Source organism: Streptomyces sp. NPDC047525 (assembly GCF_040643025.1).
Lineage (GTDB): Bacteria > Actinomycetota > Actinomycetes > Streptomycetales > Streptomycetaceae > Streptomyces > Streptomyces durmitorensis.
The window spans coordinates 20,099-34,767 of the sequence record NZ_JBEYTL010000032.1; the positions used below are offsets into that span (position 1 = coordinate 20,099).

The window sequence follows — 14,669 nt, forward strand, 5'->3', positions numbered from 1 at the left end:
GCAGATGAGCTTGGTCCAGGTGAACCGGCACACCACGCCCGCCCGCGGGCACCCGCGAGCCCACGAGCCGATCGCGATCGTCGGCATCGGCTGCCGTCTGCCGGGAGGCGTCGACACCCCCGCGACCCTGTGGCAGGCACTGCTCGACGGCGCCGACCGGGGGGCCCTTGGCACGACGCCCACCGGCCGGGGCGCTTTCCTCGACGACATCGACGGTTTCGACGCGGACCTGTTCCGCATCCCGCCCGCCGAGGCCCGGCACATGGACCCCCGCCAGCGCATCGCGCTGGAGACCGCCTGGGCCTCGCTGGAGGACGCCCGGATCGTCCACGACAGCCTCCCGGGAAGCCGTACCGGCGTGTTCATGGCCACCACGGGACCGCACCGCGCGGCCCGCCGGGACACCTCCACCGTCGCGGCCCGCATCGCGCGCGCCCTCGGCCTCACCGGCCACGCGCCCGTCGTCGCCACGGCGGGCGGCTCCTCGCTCACCGCCGCCCACCTCGCCGTGCGCAGCCTGCGCGACGCGGAGGTGGACCTGGCTCTCGCGGGAGGCGTCCACGTGGTGCTCGACCCGCACGCCGTCGACGCTGCGGCCGGACACGTACGCGGTGAGGGCTGCGGCGTCCTCGTACTGCGGCGCCTGTCCGACGCGCTGGCCGCGGGCGACCGCGTCTACGCCGTCATCCGCGGCAGTGCCGTCGGCCATGACGGCGTCGCGGACGTGATGCGCGCCGCCTGGCAGGACGCCGGCACCGGCCCCGGGCAGGTCTCCTACGTCGAGGCTCACGGCTGCGGCACGTGCCCCGGCGGCCCCGTCGAGGCCGAAGCCCTCGGCACCGTCTTCACCGACGCCGCCCGCACCCAGGCGCTGCTCATCGGCTCCGGCACGGCCGACTTCGGTCACCTGGAAGCCGCCGCGGGCGTCGTCGGCCTGATGAAGACCGCGCTCGCCCTGCACCACGGCGAGCTGCCCGCCGACCGTCAGGTCACCGCCCCCGACCCGCTCACCGGCACCGGCACCGGGACCAGCCGCCTCGAAGCCGCCACCGCGCGCACGCCGTGGCCGGGCGACGCCCGCCGCTACGCGGGTGTCGGCGGCTTCGGCCCCGGCGGCGCCCACGCCCACCTGGCCCTGGAGGAGGCTCCGCACCGGCGACGCCTGTTCGTGCCGCTCGCCGCCGACAGCGCGGACGACCTGCGCGCGGCCGCCGACGAACTCACCGGCCGGAGCCGCGCGGACGGGGCCTGGTACGCGCCCGAACTGCTCGGCCGCGCCCCGGGCACGCACCGCGTCGTCGCCGCCGTCACCCACTCCGGCGAACTGGCCGGCGCACTGCGCACACAGGTCGCGGCCCACACCCGGGACCGCGCCGTCACACCGGACGCGCTCGCCTTCTGCTTCTCCGACCGCGGCTCGCAGTGGCCCGGCATGGGACGCACCCTGCTCGGCGACCCCGCCTTCCGGGCCGCCCTCGACGCGTGCGACCGGGCCCTGCGGCCCTTCACCGGATGGTCGGTCACCGCGGAACTCCTCGCGGACCCGGTCACCTCCCGCCTGGGGCGCACCGATGTCGCCCAGCCCGTCCTGTTCGCCCTCCAGACGGCCCTGGCCCGCACCCTGCGCGCCTGGGGCGTCGAGCCCGCCGTCGTCCTCGGGCAGGGCACCGGCGAGGTCGCCGCCGCGGTGTTCGCGCACGCCCTGCCGCTCGCGGAAGGCGCCCGCCTGATCGTCGCCCTGTCCCGCCTCGACGCCGAACACGCCCATGGGGCAAGGGAGTTGAGACAGACCCTGGGCGCTCTGCGCGGCCGGCCCACCGCGGTGCCGTTCTGGTCGACCGTCACCGGCGGGTACGTCGAGGGCACGGACCTCGACGCCGCGTACTGGGCCCGCAGCCGGTGCGCCGGCCCGCGCCTGATCGAGGCCGCCCGCGAGCTCGCCGGCGGGCGCCGGCTGCGCGTCGTCGAGATCACACCGCACCCCGTGGCGCACCACACGCTGCAGCACGGCCTCGACACCGTCGACGGCCTCGGCGCCGACCAGCCGCGCGTCCTGAGCACGGGCCACCGCGACCGGGAGGCCCGCCAGGCTCTGGAGGATGTGGCCGCCACGCTGTGGTGCGACGGATTCGCCGTGGACTTCGGCGCCGTCACCGGCCGCCGCCCGCGCCGCACCGCACCGGGCCCGGTCGTCCTCACCGTCTCGGGCCGCACCGCGCGGGCCCGCGCCGAGAACGCGGCCCGGCTCGCGAGCCTGCTCGACGGCACACTCGACGCCGGTCTCCTCGACGTGGCGTACACCGCCGCCCGGCACCGCCCCCACCTGGAGCACCGTGCGAGCGTCGTGGCCGCGTCGTCCGCCGAGGCGGCACAGGCCCTGCGCGCTCTCGCGGACGGCCGCGGCCACCCCTGCCTCGTCGCGGGGACGGCGGCCGCGGGGACGGACCTCGCGGTGCTGTTCACCGGTCAGGGCGGTCAACGCGTCGGCATGGGGCGGGAGTTGTACGCGGCGTTCCCGGAGTTTCGGCGGGCCCTCGACGAGGTGTGCGCCGCGCTCGATCCGTATCTGCGGCTGCCGTTGGTGGCGGTGCTGTTCGCCGCGCACGACGGCCCCGACGCGGCGTTGATCCATGAGCCCGAGTTCGCGCAGCCCGCGTTGTTCGCGGTCGACGTGGCGCTGTTCCGGCTGTGGACGTCGTGGGGTGTGGCGCCGGCCGCGGTGGCCGGACACGGGGTGGGCGAGGTGGCGGCGGCGCATGCGGCCGGGGGGCTGGATCTGGCGGATGCGGCACGGTTGGTGACGGCGCGGGGCCGGTGGACGCAGGCGGGCGAGCCCGGCGCGGAGGAGTTCGTGCGGGCCGTGACGCAGTGCGTGTTCCGTGAGCCGTCGACGGCCTGGGTGTCGACGGTGACGGGCGGCGCGGTGACGGCCGGTGAGGTGGCGGATCCGAGGTACTGGATGCGGCAGGTACGCGAGGACGTGCGGTTCGTGGACGCGGTGCGCACGTTGGAGCGCTCGGGCGTGGGCCGGTACGTGGAGTGCGGTCCCGCCGGGCCGCTGTCCACGGTGGGTGCCTCGTGTGTGCGTGCTCCCGCGGTGTTCGTGGCCTCGCAGCGGGCGACACCGGGAACGGACGAACCGGTGCATGAAGTACGCGACCTGGTCCGGGCGTTGGGCGCGCTGCACGTGGCGGGGCAGGACATCGCCTGGGAGCGGGTCTTCAGCACGGGGGTCCCCGTCGATCTGCCGACTTATGCTTTTCAGCGCGAGCGACGCTCGACCGAACGTCCAGCTCCGATCGTGACAGTGGTGATGCCGTGCAACTCCGGCAGGGCTGTTCCTTACGGCGAGGAGAACCGTATGACTGAAACTCCGCAGAGCAACCGCAACGAGGACGAGAACACGGGCACGGGCGCGGACGCGGTACGCGCGAAATTCAAGGCGGCGCTGGAGCGCAAGTCGCAGGCTTCGCGGGCCAAGCAGGCGCACGAAGAAGGCCGTGCGAAGGTCAAGAACATGAACAATCCCGCAGGCCAGAAGCGGAACTTCCGCCGCAAGACCGGCTGATCGAAAGCCCCTTTTGGGCAACGCTGCGACACCCGATCACGGGGTGTCGCAGCGCTTTTTTTTGGACCGCTCAAGAAAAGACGGAGGAATGCTCTTGGCCCGCCGGGGCCCGGCTTCAGGAACACCGGAGCGTAAGTCGAGAGCACTTCCACCCGGACTCGAGGAGAGGCGTTCAGTGTCTGGATACGGGTGCGCACGCTGCGCCCCTTGCCGCGACGAGGGAGCTGACCACCGCCGCCATGACCATCACCGCCGAGATCATCCATCCCCCGGTCACGCAGCTCGGACGGACAGAGGCGGACGCCCTCGCGCGGGCCGCGCGGCTCGAGACGCTGCTGGGCGACCCCTACGACCCGGCGAACCCCCACGGCCTGCGGGCGCTGTTCGCCGCCGACGACCGGGCCCAGCCGCCCGCCGCGACCGAGGCGCTGCTCCGCGCGGCAGGGCTCGACGCCGAGTTCGTGCCCGCCGCCAACGGCGGCCGGCTCACGCGGGCCGACCTGCTGGCACGGGTCCTGCGCCCCGTCTTCCGACGCGACGTCGCGCTCGGCTTCGGCTACGGGATGACCTCCCTGTTCGCCGTCGGCGCCGTCTGGACGTCGGGCGACGCACGCCAGCGCCAGGACGTCGCCGACCTGCTGCTGAACGGCGGGCGGGCCACGATCCTGCACCACGAACTCGCGCACGCCAACGCGATCCTGCGCCACGAGTTCAGCGCGCGCGACGCCGGGGACGGCTACCGGCTCGACGGCCGCAAGGACGTGATCATCAACGCGGCGCGCGCCGACCTCCAGGTCGTCTACGCCCGCACCGACGCCGCCCGCGGACCGCGCAGCCACTCCGTGTTCCTCCTCGACCCCGCCCAAGTCGGCACCGGCCACGTACGGCACCTGCCGCGCGTCGAGCTGGCGGGCATGCGCGGAGCCCTCTTCTCCGGCCTGGAGTTCACCGACTGCCCCGTCCCCGCCGAGGCGCTGGTCGGCTCCGAGGGCGACGGAGTGGGCGTCGCGCTGCGGGTGTTCCAGGTCAACCGGAGCGTGATCTGCGGTGTGGTCACCGCGGCCGTCGGCACCGTGCTGCACTCGGCCGTCCGGGCCGCGACCGACGGCCGTACGGGGCCGGTGGCCAAGCGCTGGCACAAGCCGCTCGCCGGTGTCTTCGCCGACCTGCTGGCCTGCGACGCCATGTCCACCGTCGTCCTGCGGGCCCTGTCCCTGCTGCCCGCCCAGGCCCATCTCTTCGCCGCCGCCGTCAAGTACGTGGTGCCCGACCTGCTGCGCGAGGACCTGGAAGAGCTCGCCACCGTCCTCGGCGCCCGCGGCTACGACCACGCCGACCCCGCCTACGGGGCGCTCGACAAGCTCCTGCGCGACCTGCCCGTGGCCGGACTCGGTCACGCGGGCAGCGCCTCGTGCCAGTCGGTGCTCGTGCCCCAGCTGCGAGGTCTGGCCGAGCGGTCCTGGTTCGCCGAGGAAGAGCCGCTGCCCGAGCTGTTCCGCTCCGGCAGCGAACTGCCCGACCTCGACTACCGGTTGCTCGGCATCGCCGGCGGCGGCGACTTCATGGCCGCCGCGCTCATCGGTGCCGCCGACCGGCTCGCCCACGCACGCGGCACCCGGGGCACCCTGGGGGCCCTCGCCGACCTCGCCGAGGCGTTCGTCACCGAACTGCGTGCCCTGCGCGAGCAGTGCCGGCGCCTGCCCGCGTCCGGCGCCGCCCTCACCGACCCCGCGGTGCTCGTGCTCACCGACCGCTACGCCGGCATCGTCGGCGCCGCAGCCGTCCTCGGCGTCTGGGAGAGCCAGGACGGCACCGACCCGTTCCTCGCCGACCCCGCCTGGGCCGTCCTGACCCTGTCCCGGCTCGCCGGCCGGTTCGGGGTCCCGGTGCCCGGCCAGTCCGACGGCGTCCAGGCGCAGGTGCTCGACGAACTCCTGCGCCGCTACCGGGAGGGCCGCAGCTGCGACCTCGACGCGGTCACCTACGCGCCATGACACCCGCCACAACGCCCCAGGGAAGGAAGGCCCCTTGACGACCATCATCCCCACCGGCGCGGAGCACATCAGCACGCCGTTCCACGTCAGCGGACCGGACGCCCCCTGGTACCGGGTACGCGAGGCGATGGACCGCCACGGCAACGCCGTCGTCCACTCCACCTGGGGCGAATGGCTCACCGCAGCCGTCGCCCAACCCGGTCTTCGCCCGCTGCTCGGCCGCGACTGGCAGCGCTACCGCCGCACCACCGACCCCACCGTCCGCCACCGGTTCGTCGCCTCCCGCCTCGTCACCAAGTACGCAGCGGCCGCCGCCCTGCACACCGACCCGGTGGAGCTCGACCTCTCGTACAAGGTCGGCGGGCGTCCCTACCTGCGCGGCCTCGACCAGATCGACGTGAGCCTCACCCACACCGACGACCTGATCGCCGTCGGCGTCAGCCGCGACGGCCGCATCGGCGTCGATGCCGAACCGGCCGAACGCCGCATGTCGTACGACCTGCTGAGCGGCCACGTGCTCACCCCCGCCGAACGCGAGGTGCTCGAGCAGCTCGGCGACGCGGCACGCAGGGCCGCCATGCTGCGCCTGTGGACCCTGAAGGAGGCCTACACCAAGGCGCTGGGGCAGGGGCTGCGGCTCGCCTTCACCGAGTTCGGCTTCGGCGTGGACAGCGGCGACCTGCTCGGCCCCGACGGCAGGCCCGCCGCGCGGGGCGAATGGGCCTTCGCCACGCACCGCGTCCTCGGCCGCTACCTGCTCAGTGTGGCCCGCCACGACGCCGGCCTGGACAGTTCCCGCGACACGGCGCCGCACACCATGCTCGACGAGGGGTTCATGGGCGCCGTCACCGAACTTCTGGGCTGACCGAACTCCTGGGCCGACGACCCGAACCTCGCCCCGGACAGGCCTCTCTGGAGGCCTCCAGAGAGGGACGCCGCAGGTCCCGGCCGGTGCGCCAGCCGAAATCGAGCACATCCCGTGCGGCGCTCAAGCGAGTCCTGCGACCGTCCACACCAAGGGCGACCACCCCCCAAAGGTCCCGGAGACAAGCGTCCTTGCACCAGTGCGTGACCAGGACGCAAGGCCACTGGTCCGCTTCCGCACGATCACACACGACCAGTGCTCTAGGAGTGTCATGCCGACCCGACCGTCCACCCTCGAAAGACCCGGCACCGCCCGTGCCGAGAAGACCGACTTCCGTCCGGACATCCAGGCACTGCGCGCCCTGGCCGTGGGACTCGTCGTCTTCCACCACCTGTGGCCGACCGTCCTCACCGCGGGCTTCGTCGGAGTCGACGCCTTCTTCGTGATCTCCGGCTATCTCATCACCGCACAGCTGGCCCACGAGATCAACGCCACCGGCCGCATACGGATCGCGGACTTCTACGCCCGGCGCATACGCCGCCTGCTGCCCGCCGCCCTCTTGGTACTGCTCAGCATCGTCGTCGCCGTACACGCCCTCGTCCCGCAGCCGCGCTGGGCCGACTACGCCCGTCAAGTGATGGCCAGCGCACTGTACGGCCAGAACTGGCTGCTCGGCGCCGAGCCCGTCGACCCCACCAAGGTCACCGGCACGGCGCACTACTGGTCGCTGTCGGTGGAGGAACAGTTCTACTTGCTGTGGCCCCTGCTCCTGCTGCTGTTGTTCACCCTGCGGGCACGCTGGGCGCGCCTGGCCATCACCGCGGGACTGGGACTCGTCTCGCTGATCTGGTGCATCTACCTCACCGAAGCCGACCCGGCGGTGGCGTACTTCATCACGCCGGTCCGGGTGTGGGAGTTCACGATCGGCGCGGTGATCGCTCTGGCCGGCACGAGGTTCGTTCTGCCCAGAGCCGGGGCCATCGCGGCCTCTCTGCTCGGTTTCGCCGCCCTTGTGGGCTCGGCGGTCCACTTCACCGGCCTCACGCCCTACCCCGGCTCCGCAGCGCTGGTCCCGACCGTGGGCACGGCTCTGATCATCGCCGCCGGCAACGGTCGGCAACAGCAGTGGCACAGCGCGCTGACCTCATCGAAGCCCGTGCAACTCCTGGGCGACATCAGCTACTCGCTCTACCTCTGGCACTGGCCGCTGCTCATCCTGGCGCCCCTCGCCGTGTCCGAAGGGGTCCTGAACCTCCCTGTGCGGCTGGGGGTCCTGGCGTCGGCACTGATCCTCGCGTACGCGACCAAGCGCCTGGTCGAGGACCCCATCCGCACCTGGCCCCCGCTGACAGGCAGCACGCGGCTGACCTTCATCGCGATGGTTGCCGGTCTGGCCACGGTCTGCCTGGCGGCGGGCAGCCTGCTCTGGACCTGACACAGCCCGTCTGCCCGCCCGCCCCGGCACCGCGCCTGTTGACCAGGCAGGTGCCGGGGTTTTTCGGGCCCCTTCCCGCACGGGGGTTACGGGGCTCACGGGGCTGAACTTCGCAGCTGGCGGGGAATTCTCCCGGGTACGGGACTCTCAGTCCCGCACCTCTTTGGTCCCGTGCCTGGCCCCAGAGGAAAAGCGCAGGTCAGATGGTGTGCCTCCATAAAGCACGGGACTGACGGGACCCAGCCCAGTAGTTATCACCCAGCGAAACACATCCAACATGCGCGCGCGCATATCGAGGGAGGGTGATTCTGAACAGCTTATAACTACCGGGTCCAGTCCCGTCAGTCCCGTAGCGCCCGGGGAGACCCTCTCTGAGCAGGAGTTTCGTGGCACGGGACTGAACCTGCCCCTCCCCTGCGGGACTGAACTGAGCCCGCGCCACCCGGAGCTGCGGGACTAACGGGACCCAGAAATCCCGACACGCCAGGGGCGTTCCTCCTCCGCCCCCTCCCGTGGGCTACGCTCGTGCCGCAAACTCGAAACCTCAGTCCCTTCAGACCCGTTGGTCCCGCCGGAGACCGACACAAATCGCGACAAGGACGATCCGTTGACCCGCCAGCCCTCGACCGAGCCGACGGCCCCGGACGAGGCCGTGCACGCAAACGCGATCGCCCGGTGGTGCGCCCAAGCAGGCTGGCCCGTACACCCCCTTGCCCCGCAGCAGAAGGTCCCGCCGGCCAACTGCCAGGCCTGCAAGGAGGACCGGCACCTGCCCGCGGCCTGCCCCTGCCTGCCTGCTGGACGCTGGTGCCACGGGTTCCACGCCGCGACCACGGATCCCGAGCGCATCGACACCTGGTGGCACGCGCAGTCCCGTTTCGGTGTCGGCGTCTCCTGCGGTCCCGCGGATCTGGTCGTTCTCGACGTGGACGCCCACGCGGCACAGGTTCCCGAGAGGTCCCGGCTCCTGCCGGGCATCCCCATCGCCCCGCAGGTCAACCTGTCCGGCCTGGCCACCGGCTTCGACACCCTCGCCCTGCTGGCCGCGCTGCGAGGCCAGCCAAGTCCGGCGGAGGACACCTCGACGCTGCGCGTGCGCACCCCCTCCGGCGGACTGCACATCTGGTACCGCAACCCGCACCCCGAGACCCGTTACCGTTCCTCCACGGGGTCCAGCCCGAAGACGGCGCTGGCCTGGCAGGTGGATGTGCGCTCCGACAACGGCTACATCGTGGCCCCCGCGACCCGGACCACCGCAGGCAGTTACCGTCCCCTGGGAGCAGCCCGCCGACCGGCGTCGCTGCCGCAGTGGCTGGCAGCAGAACTCGTACGCACACACCATGTGCCTGCCGCGATCCCTCAGCCCGCCGCAGCCGAGGCCGAGGCTCCGCGCCGTCGGCGCCGCTCGGTGAAGGGCGCCGAACGCCTCCTGAACCCTCTTCTGGCCGAGGTCTCCGCCTGCGCGGCCACCCGGGAAGGAGCGAGCTTCACGGAAAAGCTCAACCGCGCCGCGTATACCGCCGGGGGCCTGGTCCAGGCGGGCCACCTGGACCAGGCAGACGCGCGGGACCTGCTGCTGGAGGCGGCGCATGCCGCGCGCCCTGCTCAAGAGAGCCGCAATCTCACGATCATCGAGTCCGCTCTGTCCGCGGGCGCCCAGCGACCACTCCATCCCCGAGGACGCCCATGAGCGCCGAGCCCGCACGCTTCGACGCCGAAGCGGCCGCCGCACAGATCCAGCAGCAGAGCCTCGACTTCGTTCTGCCGGAGCCACATGCCAGCCTGCCGGCCCAGCAGACCGAAGCCCGCTACCCGCCCGCGGCCGAATCAGAGGGACTGATGCCCAGCGCCCTGACCGACCGGGGCAACGCCAAGCTGTTCGCCCGCCTCTACCGCGACCAGTTCCGCTACGTCATCGGGATGGGCTGGCACTCCTGGGACGAGTACCGCTGGAAACTGACCGGCGGCGACGAAGCAGCCGTGTGGGCGGCGGGGGAGATGGCGGAGCAGATCCCCGACCACGACCCCCGGGGGAAGTTCAGCGACCGTCAGCTGGCCGCGCACCGCCGGCACTCCGAGTCGACCTCGGGGCTGAAGGCCCTGCTGTACCAGGCGCAGGCCGCACCGGGGCTGCGCCTGGACCCCGACGTCCTGGACGGCGACATCTACGCCCTGTGCACACCGGCCGGGGTGGTCGATCTGCGGACCGGGATGCTGCGCAAGCCCGATCCGCTCACGGACATGCACTCGCGGGCCACTCTCGTGGCACCCCACGCCATGCCCATCCCGCGCTGGCAGAGCTTCCTGCGCGACACCTTCGGGGCCGACGCGAAGGGCCTGGAGACCACCCGCTTTCTGCACCTCCTGCTCGGCTACTCGATCACCGGCGACGTCGGCGCGCAGGTCCTGCCCTTCCTCTACGGCTCCGGCGCCAACGGCAAGTCCGTGCTGCTCGAGGTGATGACGCAGATCCTGGGCGACTACGCCAACGCGGCCCCGCCCGGATTCCTCATGGAGAAGGGCAAGTTCACCGAGCACTCCACGGAGCTCACCGAGCTGCACGGACGGCGCATCGTCGTGTGCAGCGAACTCAAGCCCAACGACAAGTTCAACGAGGCCCGCGTCAAGCTCCTCACCGGCGGCGACACCATCACCGCCCGGCGGATGCGGCAGAACTTCTTCACCTTCACCCCCACGCACAAGCTGTGGCTGCTGGGCAACCACCGTCCCGAAGTCGGCACCGGCGGCTATGCGTTCTGGCGCCGCATGCGGATCATCCCGTTCGAGCGGAGCGTGCCCGACGAACGGAAGATCGACAACCTGGCCGCGGAACTCGTGCGCGACGAGGGTCCGGGCATCCTGCAGTGGCTGATCGAGGGCGCAGGCCGCTATCTGTCCACGCGTGATCCGCTCACCGGTCCGGCGTCCGTGCGGGTGGCGACCGCCGCCTATGAGACGACCGAGGACCATGTGGGCCGCTTCATCAACGAGTGCTGCACCAAGGGCGAGGACGGCCGCGCCAACCCTGAACTGCGCGTCGAGCAGAAGCTGCTGTACGAGACCTACGGGCGCTGGTGCTCCGAGGAGGGGATCAGGGCCTCCACCAGCCGCGCGTTCGCCAGCCGCATCCGGCAGGAGCTCGGTCTGGCCTCACCCGCAGAGATGATCAAGAACAATGTGAAGAAGCTGTACCCCGGCCTCGCCCTGCTCACGGACGAGAGTGCCGCCGATGACAGAGGCCGGACGCCGTGAGGAGCCGCTGCGGGCGGGACGCGTGCGGTGGCCGACCGTACGATGGACGACGCCTGCTTTCTCAGCTCGCCCCGCGAGCCGGAAAAACCGGCCGCGTGTATGCCACATCCGAAGGCCGTTGCCCGGCCGCCAAGACCCAGGAGGCCTGATGAGCGCGATTCCGCAGGAAGGCGATCTCGTCCAGGAAGCCGAGGTCGTCTGGCTGGAGGACACCGAGAACCTCGACTACGTCCGCCAGGCCCTGGACAAGGTCAGCACCCGCAAGGGCAAACCGCGCTACGAGCGGGACGGCCGGATGATCGGCTACTCGAACCTGGCGCCGAACGCGCCGCGCAGCGCCGACAGCGGCCTCTTCGCCCGCCGTACGTTCTATCTGCTGCCGCACGACCGCCCCAACCGGCCGGACGATCCCGAGTGCCCCTACCGGGTGGGCTCCCCGCTGGAAGCCGTCGACCCGCGGACGGTCGAAGCGGGGAAGGCCGGGGCGAAGACCCCCCGGTCGCAGGCGACGTCGGAGATAGTGCCCGCCCGTTCGTGACACACGCCCCGCGTGGAGAACCACCGGCTCGCTGATCGCTGCGTCGACCGTTCAGACCGCTGGACTCTCCCACGGATCGACGCCGCCGTACGCAATGCGTATGTAATACGTACGCTCAATGAGCGGGATTTGTACGGTTCACGGGTAGGGTGCGGGGCAGGAGGTTCCCATGTCCGAGTTGTTCGATGCCGTCGATGCCCTGGTCGCGTCCCGCTCCCCGCTGCCGATGCCGGAAGAGCGCAAGCGGCTCCGGCAGGCTCACGGCCTGACGCTGGATCAGGTCGCGGGCGCCCTGCAGGTGCGCCGCGCGACCGTCAGCGGCTGGGAATCCAGCAAGACCAAGACGGAACCGCGAGGCCCGGAGCGCGAGGCGTACGCACGACTGCTGGAGCAGCTCGCGAAGCTCTACCCCACTCCCGCTCCCACCCCCGCCAACGCGGCCGAGCCCGACACGGACACGGCGCCGTCCGAGACGTCCACCCGCGTGCCCGCGCCGGCAGCGGAGTCTCCCTCCACGGAAGGGGCGCCGAACTCCGAAGCCGCCGAGGACACCCAGACCGGCACCGCGACGACGAACCCCGCCCCTGCCGCCGCCCCGGCACGCTCGGCACACACGGCCAGGGCATCGACGGCGCCGCGTCGGCCGGGCGCGAAGGCGGCCGCGGCGAAGCCCGCCACCGGCCCGGCCGCTGTCGACGCGCGTTTTGAGAACGGGCCGCTCGCGGTCATCGATGTCGCCGACGGGCAGGTGTCCGCGTACTGCGTCGGCGGCCTGGTCCTGGACGTGCCCGCCAAGTCCGTCGCGGCCCTGGTCGACTGGACGCTGCAGGAGGCACAGCTCGGGGCGCCCAGGCTGTCCGGGCCCGGCAAGGACGCCGATCCGTTGATCGTGCTCACCGAGGCCGCACTGGAGCGCTACGGACTGCCACTGACTCTCACCGCCGACGAGCAGCTCGCCGGGCGGATCCCGGAGAACCACAAGGTCGTCAAGCAACTGGCGCGCGCCAACTGGCAGTTGACCAAGCGCGGGTTCGGGCCGTGGGCACGGATCTACCGCCCCGCGCAGGGCTCGGAACGCTCCTGCGTCCAGCTGTGCATCCCCTCCTGGAACGCGCTCGACACCCGCCACTGGGGCCAGGCCGCTCAGCTCGCACCGGCGGAACTGGCCCGGCTCCTTGGCACCTACGCCTCCCGGGTCATGACGCCGCGCGGATCGACCGCCGTCACCGGCCTGGAGCTGATGACCGCCCTGCACCCGCCGACCCGCGCGAGCGCACCGGGCGCGGACGGCAAACGCCACTCCGAACACAACCCCGGCTCCCTGGGAAAGGATCCGGTCGACTGCGCACCGTGCGAGGCCCCCGACGGGCACCCGCTGCTCGCCGACCTTCCCCGCTTCCACGTCCGCGGCCCGGACCAGAAGCTGTTCGAGGAGGCCTACGACTGGGCTCGCCCGCTCACCGACGACGAATGCATGCGCCGCAATCTGGTGGGTCTCGACGTCAACATGGCCTTCGCCGCCGGAGCCAACGGCCTGATCGTCGGCCTCGGCGCGCCCATGCATGTGCAGGCGCCGGTGTTCGACGCGAAGCTGCCCGGCTCCTGGCTGGTCGACCTGAGCCATGTCGACCTGTCGAGGGTGAAGTTGGGCAAAGAGCGGGTGGAACTGGAGGGCAGCCTGCTGCCCAGCCCGTTCACGCCGAAGGGCGAGCGCCCGCAGGGACCGGCCTGGTACGCGACGCCCACCGTGGCGTACGCGGTGGAGCTGGGCTACGAGGTGGCGCCGACCGAGGCATGGGTGCGCCACGACAACGGCCGCTACCTGGACGGCTGGTACAGCCGGCTGCGCGACGCGTACCTGGCCACCATGGCCGATCTCGGGGTGCCCGCCGACGTCTCGCCGCAGGAGTTCCTGGCGGCGATGGACGGCTACCGGCAGCGCGACCCGGAGCTGGCGATCGTGGTGTCCGCGGTCAAGGCGACCGTGAAGGGAGGCCTGGGCAAACTGCGCGAGCGCCCGCGCGGCGAGGGCTGGAAGCCCGGCCAGCCGTGGCGGGCCCTGTCCCGGCCCACCTGGCGCCCCGACATCCGCGCCGCGGTCATCTCCCGCACCCGCATCAACCTCCACCGCAAACTGCTCAAGCACGCGGCGTTCACCGGGCAGTACCCGGTCGCGATCCTCTCCGACTGCGTCGTGTACGCGGTCGACGGGCAGTCCCCGCTGGACTTTCTGCCCTACCGCGAGGGCAAGCCCCTGCCGGGCGGTCTGAAGCTCGGGGTGAATCCCGGGCTGGTCAAGTGGGAGGGCACCCAGAGCGTGCTGTGGGGCGAAGGAGTCCGGGAGCAGTTCGAGGCCCCGGAGCTCAACTTGGCCCGCTACATCAAGGACGGCACCGTCACCGACCAGGACAACGGGGAGTAGGTAGCCGATGAGCATGTTCGGTGACGGCCTGGACCAGGCGGTGCAGAAGGCGTTCACCCGCCCGATCCCGAAGTCGGCCGGCGCGAGAATGCGCTACCTGGTCAAGCAGCTCAAGGGCACCAAGGCGGTCGCCCAGATGCTGCGGATCTCCCAGCGCACCGTGGAGCGGTATGTGAAGGACCAGATCAAAAAGCCCCGGGAGGATCTCGCGGCCCGGCTGGAGAGCGAGGTCCGCTCCCGGTGGCAGCCGCAGATCAGGGCGAAGGCACGTCAGAAGGCGGCGACGACGGACGGCATCGTCATCGACACCCGGGCCCGGCTCGGGTACACCGCGCCGATCGGGACGAGTGATGAGGCCCGGATCCGGGACCTGACCGTCGCGCTGCCACCCCGGTTCGCCGCCCGTCTCTTCGCCGCCCAGGAGCAGGGCGCCGGCGACGACCAACTGCGGGAGATCGCCGCGGAAGGCCTCAAGGAGACCTATTTCCAGGACGGCGGCCGCCGCGCCGGCTCCCTGGAGGAGGTCCGCTTCACCGACGTCGAACGCCTGGAGTTCGACCTGTAGCCACCCGCGCCGCACGGCGCCGGTCGCCGA

9 protein-coding genes are annotated in these 14,669 nt (G+C 72.0%); all 9 read left to right on the forward strand.

The features are described from left to right. Positions 1-4 precede the first annotated feature (4 nt). The 9 genes from ABZ833_RS44180 (at position 5) to ABZ833_RS44220 (ending at position 14,639) form a co-directional block, all read left to right on the forward strand. A complete protein-coding gene (locus ABZ833_RS44180) occupies positions 5-3,568 on the forward strand; it encodes a DUF5302 family protein (RefSeq protein WP_361059334.1) in 3,564 nt (1,187 codons plus the stop codon). A 239-nt stretch (positions 3,569-3,807) separates the two neighbouring features. Next, complete coding sequence (locus ABZ833_RS44185) at positions 3,808-5,562, forward strand: acyl-CoA dehydrogenase (RefSeq protein ID WP_361059336.1); 1,755 nt, start codon at positions 3,808-3,810, stop codon at positions 5,560-5,562. A gap of 34 nt (positions 5,563-5,596) precedes the next feature. Beyond that, positions 5,597-6,427, forward strand: a complete 831-nt coding sequence (locus tag ABZ833_RS44190; protein WP_361059338.1) for a 4'-phosphopantetheinyl transferase superfamily protein — start codon at positions 5,597-5,599, stop codon at positions 6,425-6,427. 271 nt (positions 6,428-6,698) lie between these two features. Continuing rightward, the gene (locus ABZ833_RS44195; protein WP_361059340.1) at positions 6,699-7,862 is read left to right on the forward strand and encodes an acyltransferase; all 1,164 of its coding nucleotides are present in this window, start codon (positions 6,699-6,701) and stop codon (positions 7,860-7,862) included. Between the two features lie 607 nt (positions 7,863-8,469). After that, positions 8,470-9,552 (forward strand): bifunctional DNA primase/polymerase, encoded by a 1,083-nt coding sequence (locus ABZ833_RS44200; RefSeq protein WP_361059342.1) that lies wholly within the window; start codon positions 8,470-8,472, stop codon positions 9,550-9,552. Continuing rightward, positions 9,549-11,114 (forward strand): phage/plasmid primase, P4 family, encoded by a 1,566-nt coding sequence (locus ABZ833_RS44205; RefSeq protein WP_361059344.1) that lies wholly within the window; start codon positions 9,549-9,551, stop codon positions 11,112-11,114. The genes ABZ833_RS44200 and ABZ833_RS44205 overlap by 4 nt, the downstream gene beginning before the upstream one ends. Before the next feature lie 148 nt (positions 11,115-11,262). Then, entirely contained in the window at positions 11,263-11,652 is a 390-nt protein-coding gene (locus ABZ833_RS44210; RefSeq protein WP_361059346.1) for a DUF6009 family protein, read from the forward strand. A gap of 169 nt (positions 11,653-11,821) precedes the next feature. Further along, positions 11,822-14,074 (forward strand): helix-turn-helix domain-containing protein, encoded by a 2,253-nt coding sequence (locus ABZ833_RS44215; RefSeq protein ID WP_361059348.1) that lies wholly within the window; start codon positions 11,822-11,824, stop codon positions 14,072-14,074. Positions 14,075-14,081: 7 nt separating this feature from the next. Continuing rightward, positions 14,082-14,639, forward strand: coding sequence for an XRE family transcriptional regulator (locus ABZ833_RS44220; protein WP_361059350.1), 558 nt, complete (start codon positions 14,082-14,084; stop codon positions 14,637-14,639). Positions 14,640-14,669: the final 30 nt, after the last annotated feature.